The organism is Porticoccus sp. GXU_MW_L64 (assembly GCF_052983295.1).
In genome coordinates, this window is sequence record NZ_JBRKJK010000008.1 from 44,320 (window position 1) to 57,628 (window position 13,309).

The window sequence follows — 13,309 nt, forward strand, 5'->3', positions numbered from 1 at the left end:
AGGTTGAATCAACGCCATGGCATCTATCAATCATCGTCAGCTGACCGGGCAAATACAAGATCATCTGGTCAGTTACAACGGTGCACAGCTGCACTCTCAAGTGGCACCGGCGTTTGCGCAATTGCAGCTGCGCGCGGCTGAACTGGGTATGGATGTGCAGATTGCCAGCGGCTTTCGCTCCTTCGAGCGCCAGTTGGCCATCTGGAATGCCAAGGCCAGTGGCCAGCGCCCGGTGCTGGACAGCGATGGTCAGCCTTTGGATATGGCGGCCCTATCGCCGTTGCAACAGGTGCATGCCATTATGCGCTGGAGCGCATTGCCCGGGGCGTCGCGCCACCACTGGGGTACGGATATGGATGTGTGGGATCGGGCGGCGGTAGCTGCGGATTATCAGTTGCAACTGATTCCGGAAGAATACAGTGATAAGGGGCCTTTTGGCCGCCTTGCTGATTGGTTGAATCAACAGTTCGACAGCGGCTTTTTTCGCCCCTATGCGCAGGATCGGGGTGGTATTGCGCCAGAACCCTGGCACCTGAGCTACCGCCCCGTTGCCGGTCAGTTTGCCGAATGCCTGACCCCGCAAGCACTGGTTGTGGTACTTGCAGAGACGGAGATGGCACTCAAGCAGACAGTTCTGGATAATATGGACGAATTGTTTGACCGCTTTATTCAATTGGGTGCAAATACTAATAGTGCTGCAGGCTAACTTTGCCGGGTGCAGTGTTCACAGGCCTTTTCAGACCGTTGGCCGCAGGGATAGCGGCCACCGAGCGTACAAGGATGTATTCACAGCGTGTCTGAAAAGGCCTGTGGGCACTGCGCCAGTAAACTCGACAAAATTATATTGAAGATCTACTAATGCCTGACTTTAAAGATCGCGCAGATGCCGCCAGACAAGCCATGACAGAGCGTGCAGATGCCGCTAAACAGGCCATGACTGAACGGGCCGATGCCGCTCGCCAGGCGGTGAATGAGCGCACCGATGCCGCCCGTGAAGCCATGCAGCAGGCGTTGGAAAAACTGGATCGCACCGGTTGGTTTCGCCGCCGGGTACTGGGTGCCACCCGCTACTCTCTGCAAGGGCTGCGTGCCTGCTTTAAAAATGAAGAAGCATTTCGTACCGAAGTGTTACTCGGCCTGGCGCTGTTGCCGCTGGCCTATTGGCTGTCTCAAAGCCTGGTGCAATTTCTGCTGATGTTTGCCTCGTTGCTGCTGATCCTGATTGCCGAACTGTTCAACTCCGCCATCGAAGCAGCGGTAGACCGCATTGGCACTCACAATGACGAGTTTGCCAAACACGCCAAAGACTTCGGTTCGGCGGCGGTATTTATGACATTGCTGCTGTTTACGGTGGTGTGGGGCAGTGTGGTGTGGTTGAGATTTTGGGGCTGACGCGCAGTTTTGAAACCATCTGCTGTTATTCCGGTCAATAATTCATCAATTAACCACCTGGAGCCCCTGTGAAAAAAATCCTCTTTGTCTGTGTGGAAAACAGTTGCCGCAGCCAGATGGCGGAAGCCTTTGGCCATATCCACAAACCCGCTAATCTGGCGGTATACAGCGCCGGTTCCAACCCTTCCGGACAGGTAAATCCAAGGGCTATTGAGGTGATGGCGGAGCGGGATTATCCTCTCCATGAGCATCGTTCTGAGGGTCTGGAAGCGGTTAACGATCTGGAATTTGATGCTGTTGTCACCATGGGCTGCGGAGACCGCTGCTCCGGGATCAGTGCCCACCAGCGTCAGGATTGGCCATTGCCAGACCCCAAACATCTGCCTCTGGAACAATTTCGTCAGGTCAGGGACGAAATTGAGAACCGCGTAATCGACCTGATCGCCTCTCTTTGATGTAATATTCCCCGCTATAACAACAACTAAAGGGGCGTATTGTGTCTGACTCATCTCTCGACTCTTCATTATTAGAAATTGTCTTCCGTGGGGACATCGTCCCCGGTAATACCATGGTTGAGGTGAGGGAAAACCTGCGGGAACTGTTTAAAGCCGACGACGCACAGCTGGCCAAGCTGTTCAGTGGCCGCCCGGTGGTGATTCGCCGCAATCTGGATGAACAATCCGCCAATCGCTATCAGCAGGCCATGGAGCGAGCCGGTGCTGTGGTGCAGGTACGCCAGGGCGGTGCGACTGCCAAGGTAAAAACCACTCAAGATGGCAAGCAGCCAGCGGAAGACGATATCAGCGACGAACCCTGGACGCTGTTCCCGGTGGGCGCCAACCTGTTGCGCCCGGAAGAGCGTCCCAGGCAGCCGGTTGTGGACCTGAACGTGGCGGATATTTCCGTGGCCCCTGCGGGCAGCGATGTACTGGCTGCCAACGAACGCCGCGAGCAGCCACCGGTAGAAGTGGATACATCACATATTGATCTGGAGCCCTCTCCCGCTTCAGAATAAGGCCATGTCTGAAGAATATTCCTTTCACGATCTGGTCTCTCACCAGATGGGCGACATTACTCCGGTAAAACGTGAGCCTACCCACAATCAGCGAGTAAAGCCGCGCACCCAGCCCGGCACCGCACAGCGCCGCGCCGATGCCCAGAAAGAAGTATTGCTGGAACGCAATCAGTTGGCCTCTGAAGAACAAATCACCTTGATAGAGCCTCACGACCTGCTCAGTTATAAACGGGATGGCGTGCAACACGGCGTATTTAAAAACCTGCGCCTGGGCAAATACCCCCTGCAAGCGCGCCTCGACCTGCACCATCACACCGTGGAACAGGCCCGGCGTGCGTTGTTTGAATTTGTGCGCGACTGTGTGGAGGCCGATGTGCGCAGTGCGGTTATTACCCACGGCAAAGGTGAACTGCGCCACAAGCCGGCGTTGCTGAAAAGTTGTGTCAATCACTGGCTGCGGGAGCTGAACCCAGTGCTCGCCTTCCATACCGCCCAGCCTTTTCACGGCGGCAGCGGGGCCACCTACATCATGCTGCGTAAAAGCAGTGCCAAAAAAGACGAAAATCGGGAGCGCCACCAGACCAGTCGCAAGGGAATTACTTGAGCAGCGGGCCGTGAGTGGATAGGTGTGTTTCGAGATGCGCGTTTCGTATTTCGGGAATGACGGGTGAATCTATTATTTCCCGCAACCCATTCATGTAAAACTACGTAAAATCAGATGCACCCATAGCGGGAAAATCACATTGTCTGCGCCTGCTTTGGTATTTGGTGACCTGCTGTGAAGCGTATTCTGTTGTCTGCATCACTTCTGTTGGCTGTACAGCTCCTTGCTGTGGTTGAGGCCAGCTCGCAAACTTACACTGACGATAACATCGCCGTTAGCCTGGTGAGTGAGCACAACGCTCTGCAACCGGGCACTACCCAGTGGCTGGGAGTGCAGTTCAAACCCGCCGACCACTGGCACGTTTACTGGCAAAACCCCGGCGATTCCGGCCAGGCTCCGCGAATAGACTGGCAGTTGCCACCGGGTATCAGCGTGGGCAACGTACAATGGCCCGCCCCGGAACGTATTCCCGTTGCTCACCTGATGAACTATGGCTACCACGATGTGCTGCTGATGGTGCCGGTTACCGTTGCCCCGGATGTGCCGCCTGGCCGTGACCTGTCCATAGCCGCCAAAATCAGGTGGCTGGTGTGTGAAGAAGTCTGCATACCCGGCAAAGCCAATTTGCAGATGACTTTGCCCGTTGCCAACAGCAGCCAGAAAAGCGCCGTTGCCCAGGCATTCACCGACGCCCGCCAGTTATTGCCCCAGTCATTTCCCGCCAGCTCAGCCAACTATTCCATAGAAGGTGATCGCCTGGTGTTGGAGCTTTATAAAGATATGGCCGGTTACCAAAACGCGCCGGTCATCTTTCCCATCACTCAAGACCTGGTGAGTTACAGCCAACTGCCCGAGTTGCAAAAACAGGGCAAACGCCTGGTGGCCAGCTTTGCCATCAGTGATTATTTTTCCCAGCCTCCCTCCAGCTTCGAGTTTGTTATTGCATTCGACCAAGAAGCTATTTACCAAGTAACAGCCCCTTACCTACCCAAAGGAGAGTAACGATGAAAAAACTGTTTTTGGCGGCATTGGCGTTCAGTCTGCCTGTGCTGGCAGCGGCGGCCCCCAAAGTGGGCAGCCCGGCCCCTGATTTTGAACTGGTCAACCAGAGCGGTGAAACCGTGAGCCTGTCAGACTATCGCGGCAAAACCGTGGTGCTGGAGTGGACCAACCACCAGTGCCCCTATGTGGTAAAACATTACGGCAGCGGCAATATGCAGGCCTTGCAGAAAAAACACACCGACAACGGTGTGGTGTGGCTGAGTATCGTGTCGTCTGCGCCGGGCAAGCAGGGCTATGTGACCGCAGAACAGGCAGCCAGTATTGGTGAACAGCAACAGGTACACCGCAGCCATCTGTTGATGGATTCCGACGGTACCGTGGGTAAACAATACGCCGCCAAAACCACGCCTCACATGTACGTTGTGGACAAGCAAGGTGTGCTGCAATACATGGGCGCTATCGACAGTGATCCATCTCCTGACCCCGCCGCCATCAAAAACGCCATCAACTACGTGGACGTGGTGGTGCCGCAAGTGATGGCTGGCAAAGCCGCGTCTTACACCACAACCCGCCCCTACGGTTGCTCCGTTAAATACTGATGTTGTTATTCTGGGTGGCCCGAGCGGGCTGCCCAGGGTCTCCCGCCTTTCATCTCTCATCCTCCGTAATATAATTGACATCTTTCTGAAATATCCTTGCCAGCCTGACCAACTGGAGAGAATTGCCATGTCTCGCTACTTGCTGACCGCCCTGTTATTGACGGGGTTTGCCTCCACCGCATTGGCGGAATTGCGCCTGGAGAGTTACAACAGCGGTGTTTTTGAACGCGCCCAGGTCAACCTGGAAGAAGGCGAGCGCCTGGTTAGCCGGGGCCGGGAGCAGATTCGCCAGACCAGCCATGTACCCGCCCAACTCGGTTCAAAATTCGGTATTCGCTACCGGGTGAGCGGCAAGAAAAAAGGCAGCCAGGTGACCTATCTGTACCTGACCCCAGGGGTGGTAGAGCCAGACGGCACCCGCCACGACAAATACGAAGAAGTGATCGAACTCAGCCCGGACAGCGATTCCCATGTGGCCGCCTTTGAATTTACCGAACGCTACGAAGTGGTGCCTGGCGTTTGGGAGCTGTTCATATTCTCAGGCAGCCGTCTGTTGGTACGCAGCAAATTCGATGTGTCGGTGGAGGAGGAAGACCTGACTCCGCGCATCACCCCCGTGCAATTTGATGACTGAGCGCCAGCCGGAAATCTGGGTAGACGCCGACGCCTGCCCAAAAGTCATCAAGGAAATTCTGTTTCGCGCTTCCCAGCGCACCAAAGTGCCCCTGACGTTAGTGGCCAATCACTCACTCGCCGTACCCGCTACTGCCTGGATCAAAGCCATTCAAGTGCCCCAGGGCTTTGATGTGGCAGACAACCTGATTGCCCAGCAAGCCCGGCCCGGCGACCTGGTGGTTACCGGGGATATTCCCCTGGCTGCGCAAGTGGTGGAAAACGGCGTGGAAGCGGTAAACCCCCGTGGCGAACACTACACCAAAGCCAATATTCGCCAGCGCCTGGCGATGCGCAACTTTATGGAAGAAATGCGCACCATCGGCGAAGCCAGCGGCGGCCCCTCAAAACTGGACCAGCGCCACCGGCAGCAGTTTGCCAATGTGCTGGATCGGTATCTTGCCAAGCGGTAGCTAGTTGCGGGTTACGGGTTACGGGTTTCGTGTTGCGGGCAGATCGAGCGAGGTGTCGAAACCCGAAACCCGAAACCAGTTTTTCATGTATACTGCGCGCCCTTTTTCTGTCGGCTCCTGGCCGGCATCCACGAGCACTATTGCCATGCCCTCCGATTCCCAGCCCCAGCAGGCGCCGTTGTTTGCCGACTTCGGCCTCGCCGACACCACCCTAAAAGCCCTGCGGGATGTGGGTTACGAACAACCGTCGCCCATCCAGGCGCAGAGCATTCCGATTTTGCTCGACGGCGCCAACCTGCTGGGAACTGCTCAAACAGGCACTGGCAAAACCGCCGCCTTTGCCTTGCCGCTGCTCAATCGCATTGACCCGCAACTGAAGGTGCCGCAGGTATTGGTGCTCGCCCCCACCCGGGAATTGGCCATTCAGGTGGCAGAAGCGTTCAAAAGCTATGCCCGGTATAGCAAAGGCTTTCAGGTGTTGCCCATCTACGGCGGTCAGGATATGGGCGGCCAGTTGCGCGCCCTGAAGCGCGGTGTGCAGGTAGTGGTGGGCACGCCGGGGCGGATTATGGACCACCTGCGCCGTCGCAGTTTGAACCTGTCGCAACTCAAGGCGGTGGTGCTGGACGAAGCGGATGAAATGCTGCGCATGGGCTTTATCGATGACGTGGATGAAATTCTCTCCCACACCCCGGACGATGCCCAGCGAGCACTGTTCTCCGCCACCATGCCGGGAGCCATACGCAATATTGTCGGCAAATACCTGGGAGACGCCCAGGAGGTAAAAATTGCCGCCAAAACCACCACCGTGGAGCGCATTGAACAGCGCTACCTGGTGGTGCACAACAACCAGAAGCTGGACGCCTTTACCCGCATACTGGAAGTGGAGCACTTCGATGGCATGATCGTCTTTGTGCGCACCAAGCAGGCCACCGTGGATCTGGCAGAAAAGCTGGAAGCCCGAGGTTACGCTGCCGGTGCGCTCAATGGCGACCTCAGTCAGCAATTGCGCGAACGCACTATCAACCGCCTGAAAAAAGGCCAGCTGGATATTGTGGTGGCCACCGATGTGGCGGCCCGCGGGCTGGATGTGGAGCGCATCAGCCACGTATTCAACTACGACATTCCCTACGACACCGAAGCCTACGTGCACCGCATTGGCCGCACCGGGCGCGCCGGTCGCGATGGCGTGGCCATTCTGTTTGTGGCGCCCAGGGAGTGCCGCATGTTGCAGAGTATTGAGCGGGCCACCCGGCAGAAGTTGTCGGAGCTGCGCCTGCCCAGTGGCCAGGAAGTCAGCGAGCAGCGTGTCGCCCAGTTCAAAAATCGCATTCGCGACACCATCGAGGCGGAACAACTGGAACCTTATGTGGAGCTGTTGCAGGAGTTTGCCAATGGCAGCGAACTGTCCATGACCGAGATTGCCGCTTCACTGGCTTATCAGGCACAAAAGGAGCGGCCGTTGTTCCCCAAATTTTCCGAACCGGACACCCGCCCGCGTGACCCCAAAGATCGCCGCCGCCCGGAATTGCCCGGAGTCGAGGCAGAGCCCCTGGCGGAGCACCCGGATGTGGAAATGGTGCGCTACCGCCTGGCGGTGGGCCGCAAAGACGGAGTGATGCCCAAAGACGTAGTGGGCTGCATCGCCAACGAAGCGGAAATAGACAGTCAATACATTGGCCGCATTCAGCTGTACGACGTATTTACCGTGGTGGACTTGCCAGCGGGCATGCCCAAAGAGCTGTTACGGGAACTGCAAAAAGCCCGCATCCGCCAAAAGCCCATCAAAATCCGCCAGTGGACCGATGCGCCACCGCCGGGGAAGGGTGGCAAACCCAAAGGTGGCCAGGGTAAAAAGGGGCCCAAGAAAAGAAAGCCGACAAGTTAAAAAGCTGCTGGCCCCGGGCTGCGGGGAGATCGAGCAAGTCAATCTCTACTGTCTTCGCTGCGCTCAGAGTGACAGCAAACGACCTGACTGCTCGTAGCCAGCTCGCTGCCCACAGCTAAAACTTCCCACACACCAACGCCCGCTCAACCCCTGGCGTCAGTGTTTCCAAACCATCAACCAACCGCTCCCGCCCCAGCAGTACGTCGATTATCTGCCCGGAGTAGCGCAGGGCGCTTTCTCGCATCATGCCCATCATGGGCCAACCCCACAGGGACGAGACAGTAACGCCGTGGCGTTCGAAGTGCGGGTCGGTGAGGAAGGTGCAGGCCAGTACTGCTTCCACTGGGCTGCGGTTGGTTTCGCTGCCGCCCACCAGGTCGATAACCACCGAGTTATTTGGAATAACCCGTTCCAGGTGGTCGTTGCTGATCAGGTAATTCACCCCGCGCAGTTCCGGGGCCTGTTCTGCGCCGTTGACGATTAAATCCGCGTCCTGGATCCAGGGTTCGATATTTTCCTTGCGGGTGTGCTCGCGGCCAAGAATGGCGATATTCCTCACCCCCTGGTCGTAGATTTCGTGAATCGCCCCCTGGCCCACATTGCCGTAGCCCAATACCACCGCTTTGGCGTCTTTTATGTTCAGTTGCGGTTTGTTTTCCCGCAGCAGCTTTAATCCGTAGCGTGCCCCGGCCATGCCGGTTTCGTGCAGGCACTGGATGCGGCGCATGCCGAACTCCAGCGGCGGGTGGGATTGGCGGTAGTTGGCGATGGCCTGGGCGCCGTGGTCGCTTTCGAAGGCGGCCACATCCTGCAGGTGGGTACCGCTGGCACGCAGTTTTTCCAGCAGGCCATTGTTGTTATCAATGGCGTTGTCAAAGCTGCGGCTGTCGAACACATACAGGCTGTTGGGGCCGGATACGTCCAGTTGTTCAAAGGGGCAATCCGGCTGCACCACTTTCATGCTGCCGGGGTTGCGGTTGCTGCCCCGGCGAATGGTGCCTGCCAGTTGTGGTGTCCACTGGATAATACGCACATCCAGCCGGGCAATGTCGCCACTCTCCACAAAGGGCGATATGGCGGCGTTCATGGCGGTGCGGGCGAGAATTTCCTCGTCTTCCTGATGCTTGGGGGATTCCAGAATTTCTTCCATGGCGATCACGTTGATGCGGTGCTCTGCCAATAGCTTTGCCCGGTCCGGGTAGGAGTGAAAGTGGGCCATGCAGAACAGGGTGCAGCCGGGGCGCATCCGGGTGATGGCGTCCAGGCTGGGGCCCTTGAATTTGATGATCATGTCTTTGTCGCGGTAGATTTGCTCGCCGCTTTGCAGGGTGGCGCCTTGTTGTTGGTATTCCTGGTCGCTAAAGCCAATGCCTTCACCAGCGCCGCACTCCACATAGCAGTCAATACCTGCGGCCACCAGTTTGCCCACGTCCGCCGGGCACAGGGCAACGCGCTTCTCCAGGGCGCCGGGGTTTTCCGGGGATTCGTTCTCTCTGGCGAGGGCGACAGAGGAATAGGCAGGGTAGGGTAAGTGCATGACGCTGTCCGCAGTTAAATGCGGCAAGGTATCGGGAAAGTCGCTGGCAGGCAAGCGGCTTTCTATCAAAGAGCCAAACCAGTATTATAGCGGGATTACAACAACAGGCTAATCGCCACTATGTCTGCCAGCCCGGTCAACATTCTCTGCATGAAATGGGGTACCAAATACGATGCGGTGTACGTTAACCGCCTCTACTCCATGGTGTCTCGCCACCTCAGTTTGCCGTTTCGATTTGTCTGCCTGACCGATGATACTACCGGCATTAGCGAGCAGGTGGAGTGTTTTGCCATTCCCGAAGTGAACGTCAATATTGAGGATTGCGGTGGCAGGAAGCGGGTTCAGGCCTGGAAAAAACTGCTGACATTTTCAGCGCCCCTCTACGATATTGAAGGTACCTGCCTGTTTCTCGACCTGGATATTGTTATCGTCGACAACATTGACTGCTTTTTTGAACCGCCGGGGGACTTCCACATCATTCGCGACTGGGGCGAGGGGCGCGACAATGGCAATTCCTCTGTGTACCGCTTTACGGCCGGGGCCATGGCGGGAGTGCTGGATGAGTTCTGCAACAACCGGGAGCGGATCGTCGAACAGCACTTTAATGAACAATCTTACCTGACTGAATACGTTCGCGAGCAAGGCAAGCTGAACTTCTGGCCCCGGGAATGGTGCCTGAGTTATCGCCGGGATTGTTTGCCCAAAAACCGCCTCAAGCGCTGGTTTTACCCATCAACCAAGCCGGATTCCGGTCGCATCATTGTTTTTTACGGGGCACCGAACCCCGTAGAGGCCATCGCTGGTCAGGGCGACCGCTGGTATCGCCGCTTGCGCCCCGCCGCCTGGGTCGCTGATTATTGGCATTAATACCTGAAGCCGTGACTTCAGAGCGGCGCATAGCACAAGCTCTTGATTCCACAGCGGTTTGAAAAATGCCCACTTAACCGATGGGTGAAGCTAAGATTTTTCAATTCCACTGTGAAACCAATATCTTGCACTCTACACTCACTCTGAAATCACGGATTCAGGTAACACTTATCCTAATCTCAGTAAAAATTGGTTGACGCTGTAGTACATCCAGCCATTTTTTGGATGCTTTTCGTTCTATCGTTTAGCAAAACTTAACTGTTATTTCCCTGTTTCGACGATATAATTCGCCGGTTAATTTTCTCAAGGGCACCTCTAAAAACAGTGCATTTTAGAGGTGCCCTTAACATAATTCTCAAATGCCGGGAGAGGGTATGAAAATTCAATGGTTTGCAGTGATTTTGCTGGCGGCTCTGGTGGGCTGCTCCCCAGTGGAAAAAAGCGCGGAGCCACAGACTACAGCGGTGGAAGCGGACCCCAACGTGGTTCAGAGCTTTCCCCTGGATAGCAAAGAATACCGCTATATTGAACTGGACAACGGTCTTCGTGCCCTTTTGATTTCCGATGGCAATGCGGTGAAGTCAGTGGCGTCCCTGAATGTGAACATCGGCTCCTTCCAGGACCCGGAAGGTTGGGATGGCCTGGCGCACTTTCTGGAGCATATGCTGTTCCTGGGTACGGAAAAATACCCGGATTCTGCGGACTACAGCGAGTATCTCAAGGCCCACGGTGGCTCCCATAACGCCTACACCGCCTATGAAATTACCAACTACCATTTCTCTGTAGACAACAGTGCTTTTGATGGTGCACTGGATCGTTTCTCCCAGTTCTTTATCAGCCCGCTGTTTACCAAAAAATACGTTGACCGGGAAAAAAATGCGGTGCATTCCGAGTACTACACCCGCATTGAAAATGACGGTATTCGCAATATTGAAGTGTTTGAAAATACCATCAATCCGGCGCACCCGGCTTACAAATTTAATGCCGGTAATCTGGATACCCTGTCCGACAAGCCAGAGCGTTCGGCCCGGGATGAGCTGATCGATTTTTACAACACCTACTACAGCTCTCACCTGATGACTCTGGCCCTGGCGAGCAACGAATCCCTGGATACCCTGGAAGCACTGGTTCGGGAAAAATTTTCCGCTATCCCCAGAGTGGACAATGTGCCGGACACTGAATTTCCATCTCTGTTCACCGCTGGTGAATTGCCCAAGATAATTGAAATCAAGCCGGTTCAGGATTCCCACATACTGGCCCTGACTTTCCCTATTGCCCAGCAAAAAGACTACGCACTGGAAAACCCCACCGGGTTTGTGGCCGCCATGCTGAGTTCCAAAAGCGATAACAATCTGAGCGATCGCCTGAAAGACAAAGGCTGGATTCTGGGTTTTAGCGCGCAGGGGGGTATGGATTACAACAATGCCGATACCTTTTTGATTTACATTGTGCTCACGGAGCAGGGTGTGGCTCACCAGGACGAAATTATTGCCGCCACGTTTGACCAGATTGCTTTGGTGAAGAAAGAAGGTGTCAAAGAGTGGCGCTACAATGAACTGAAAAATCTGCGGGAGTTGGGCTTCAGGTTTTCGGAAAATCGCTCCCTGGGTACACAGGAAGTGATTAATTTTGCCAACGCCCTGCAGGATACCCTGCCCCGGGATTTGATTCGCGCCAGTTTCAAACGCTTTGACAGCAAGCGGATCAACGATGTGCTGGACAGCCTGCGCCCGGACAACATGGTGGTGCAGCTGATATCGTCGACTGTGGTGCCCGAGAAGGAAACCGAATTCTACGGTGCCGATTACCGTACCTATCAACCCGGTGCCGAGCGGGTAAAAGCCTGGAGCGTATCCCAATACAGCGACCTGACGCTGGCACAAGCCAACCTCCTGATTCCGGAAAACCTCGATCTGGTTGATGTGAAAACCGCCGAGCAACCGGTCAAGCTGGACGACACCAACGGTGTAGACGCCTGGTACTACCCGAATATTGAAGACGGCATTCCCCGGGCCACCGTGCAATTGGCCATTGATCGCCCGCAGCGCCCCAGCCTGGAAGAAGATCTGGTCTCGCAAATCTACTTTGGTTTGATGAATGAACAACTGGAAAAGCTCAGTTCTGATGCCAGCAATGCCGGTATGAGTTACGACGTCAGTGCTCAGGGAGTCACCTTTAGCGGCTACTCTGACAAACTGCCAGAGCTGGCGGACCAGGTGTTGGCCCAGGTGCTGAAACCCACCTTTAGCGACGGTCAATTCAGCCGCATGATGGAAATTATCAGCCGCTACTTTGCCAACTACGACAAGGTGGAACCCACTCAAGGTGTGGGCCGTGATCTGGATGAATTGCTGGATGCAGACAGCTACCCGATTGAAGACGTGCGCAAGATGGTCGAAAGCATCGACCTAGACAAGGTTCTGAATGCACCCAAGTGGTTGTTTGGCGAGGGCCAGATGACCCTGATGGCCTCGGGCAATATCACCGAACAACAGGCCAGGAAGTTTGTTGGGGATATCCAGTCACAACTGGATTTGCAGCCCACTGACAAACGGGTTCCCCGCGGTCAGCGAGTGTTGAAACTGAACCCCACAAAAACTCTGGGTGTGTATCGCTCCAACCTGGCTCATGCCGATGCCGCTGTGCTGCGTTACTACCAGGGCCGCAACAGCAGCCTGGAAGAGCGCTTGATAATAAGCCTGTTGAGCCGCTTGGCACATCAGCCCTACTTTGACAGCCTGCGTACCGAACAGCAGCTGGGCTATATTGTGGGCGCGCGAGCCAAGCGCAGTGAGCGCACTCCGGGGCTGACATTTATGGTCCAGTCCCCCACCGCCAGCGCTGCGGAAGTGGAAACGGCGACGGATAAATTCCTGCCGGAATTTCAGCAAAAACTCAACGCCATGGGTGACGATGATTTGATGTCGCTGAAACAGGCGATGGTGGCGCAATTGCAACAACCACCGCAGAATGTGGGTGAGAGAGTAAGCCGTTTCTGGCGCGACTTGCGCGAGGGCCACACGGAATTCGATTACCGCAAAAAATCCATCGCAGCCCTGAAGAAAATCACCATCAAAGATGTGCAGGATGCCTTTAACCAGATAGTTATGGAAAACCCCCACGGCGTTACCGTGATCTCACCGGGTGCCAAAGGCGGTGTAAAAGCCACTGTGGAAAGTGCCAAGGCATTCCGCGAAGGCAAAGAGGTGATTGAGCGCAGTTAAGCGATATTGTCATCTTCGCTTTCGCACACTGCCGTCCGTGATAACCACCCAAGCCGTCATTGCGAGCGTAGCGTGGCAATCCAGCGTCTTTAATAC

Annotated in this window: 13 protein-coding genes; 12 read left to right on the plus strand and 1 reads right to left on the minus strand. The window is 55.6% G+C overall.

The window, feature by feature from the left end; genetic code table 11:
• Positions 1-16: 16 nt before the first annotated feature.
• The 10 genes from ACVBEJ_RS07870 to ACVBEJ_RS07915 all read left to right on the plus strand — a co-directional run bounded on the left by ACVBEJ_RS07870 (position 17) and on the right by ACVBEJ_RS07915 (position 7,585).
• A complete protein-coding gene (locus tag ACVBEJ_RS07870; protein WP_447129071.1) occupies positions 17-706 on the plus strand; it encodes a M15 family metallopeptidase in 690 nt (229 codons plus the stop codon).
• A gap of 152 nt (positions 707-858) precedes the next feature.
• Positions 859-1,392, plus strand: a complete 534-nt coding sequence (locus tag ACVBEJ_RS07875) for a diacylglycerol kinase (RefSeq protein ID WP_447129072.1) — start codon at positions 859-861, stop codon at positions 1,390-1,392.
• 68 nt (positions 1,393-1,460) lie between these two features.
• Positions 1,461-1,847, plus strand: coding sequence for an arsenate reductase ArsC (locus tag ACVBEJ_RS07880; protein ID WP_447129073.1), 387 nt, complete (start codon positions 1,461-1,463; stop codon positions 1,845-1,847).
• Between the two features lie 41 nt (positions 1,848-1,888).
• Positions 1,889-2,407 carry a hypothetical protein gene (locus ACVBEJ_RS07885; RefSeq protein WP_447129074.1) on the plus strand — a complete coding sequence of 173 codons (519 nt, stop codon included), beginning with the start codon at positions 1,889-1,891 and terminating at the stop codon, positions 2,405-2,407.
• A 4-nt stretch (positions 2,408-2,411) separates the two neighbouring features.
• Positions 2,412-3,011, plus strand: a complete 600-nt coding sequence (gene smrA, locus ACVBEJ_RS07890; protein ID WP_447129075.1) for a DNA endonuclease SmrA — start codon at positions 2,412-2,414, stop codon at positions 3,009-3,011.
• Between the two features lie 174 nt (positions 3,012-3,185).
• Positions 3,186-4,013: a protein-disulfide reductase DsbD domain-containing protein gene (locus ACVBEJ_RS07895; RefSeq protein WP_447129076.1), complete on the plus strand. Its 828-nt coding sequence runs from the start codon at positions 3,186-3,188 to the stop codon at positions 4,011-4,013.
• A 2-nt stretch (positions 4,014-4,015) separates the two neighbouring features.
• Positions 4,016-4,612: a redoxin domain-containing protein gene (locus ACVBEJ_RS07900; protein WP_447129077.1), complete on the plus strand. Its 597-nt coding sequence runs from the start codon at positions 4,016-4,018 to the stop codon at positions 4,610-4,612.
• Between the two features lie 127 nt (positions 4,613-4,739).
• A complete protein-coding gene (locus tag ACVBEJ_RS07905) occupies positions 4,740-5,246 on the plus strand; it encodes a DUF3859 domain-containing protein (RefSeq protein ID WP_447129078.1) in 507 nt (168 codons plus the stop codon).
• Positions 5,239-5,697 carry a YaiI/YqxD family protein gene (locus tag ACVBEJ_RS07910; RefSeq protein ID WP_447129079.1) on the plus strand — a complete coding sequence of 153 codons (459 nt, stop codon included), beginning with the start codon at positions 5,239-5,241 and terminating at the stop codon, positions 5,695-5,697. Before ACVBEJ_RS07905 ends, ACVBEJ_RS07910 begins: the two co-directional genes overlap by 8 nt.
• Before the next feature lie 145 nt (positions 5,698-5,842).
• Entirely contained in the window at positions 5,843-7,585 is a 1,743-nt protein-coding gene (locus ACVBEJ_RS07915; protein ID WP_447129080.1) for a DEAD/DEAH box helicase, read from the plus strand.
• Between the two features lie 115 nt (positions 7,586-7,700).
• Here the strand turns inward: ACVBEJ_RS07915 and ACVBEJ_RS07920 are convergent, their stop codons facing one another.
• Positions 7,701-9,122: an alanine dehydrogenase gene (locus ACVBEJ_RS07920; RefSeq protein ID WP_447129081.1), complete on the minus strand. Its 1,422-nt coding sequence runs from the start codon at positions 9,120-9,122 to the stop codon at positions 7,701-7,703.
• A 120-nt stretch (positions 9,123-9,242) separates the two neighbouring features.
• On the opposite strand from ACVBEJ_RS07920, the gene ACVBEJ_RS07925 reads away from it, so the two are divergent.
• On the plus strand, positions 9,243-9,989 hold the full coding sequence (locus ACVBEJ_RS07925) for a glycosyltransferase (RefSeq protein WP_447129082.1): 747 nt from the start codon (positions 9,243-9,245) through the stop codon (positions 9,987-9,989).
• Between the two features lie 374 nt (positions 9,990-10,363).
• Positions 10,364-13,213, plus strand: coding sequence for an insulinase family protein (locus tag ACVBEJ_RS07930; RefSeq protein ID WP_447129083.1), 2,850 nt, complete (start codon positions 10,364-10,366; stop codon positions 13,211-13,213).
• Positions 13,214-13,309: the final 96 nt, after the last annotated feature.

Coding starts and splice junctions, on each gene's coding strand:
- smrA (WP_447129075.1), top strand. CDS start 2,412: ATGTCTGAAGAATATTCCTTTCACGATCTGGTCTCTCACCAGATGGGC.
- ACVBEJ_RS07925 (WP_447129082.1), top strand. CDS start 9,243: ATGTCTGCCAGCCCGGTCAACATTCTCTGCATGAAATGGGGTACCAAA.
- ACVBEJ_RS07915 (WP_447129080.1), top strand. CDS start 5,843: ATGCCCTCCGATTCCCAGCCCCAGCAGGCGCCGTTGTTTGCCGACTTC.
- ACVBEJ_RS07875 (WP_447129072.1), top strand. CDS start 859: ATGCCTGACTTTAAAGATCGCGCAGATGCCGCCAGACAAGCCATGACA.
- ACVBEJ_RS07900 (WP_447129077.1), top strand. CDS start 4,016: ATGAAAAAACTGTTTTTGGCGGCATTGGCGTTCAGTCTGCCTGTGCTG.
- ACVBEJ_RS07905 (WP_447129078.1), top strand. CDS start 4,740: ATGTCTCGCTACTTGCTGACCGCCCTGTTATTGACGGGGTTTGCCTCC.
- ACVBEJ_RS07870 (WP_447129071.1), top strand. CDS start 17: ATGGCATCTATCAATCATCGTCAGCTGACCGGGCAAATACAAGATCAT.
- ACVBEJ_RS07910 (WP_447129079.1), top strand. CDS start 5,239: ATGACTGAGCGCCAGCCGGAAATCTGGGTAGACGCCGACGCCTGCCCA.
- ACVBEJ_RS07930 (WP_447129083.1), top strand. CDS start 10,364: ATGAAAATTCAATGGTTTGCAGTGATTTTGCTGGCGGCTCTGGTGGGC.
- ACVBEJ_RS07920 (WP_447129081.1), bottom strand. CDS start 9,122: ATGCACTTACCCTACCCTGCCTATTCCTCTGTCGCCCTCGCCAGAGAG.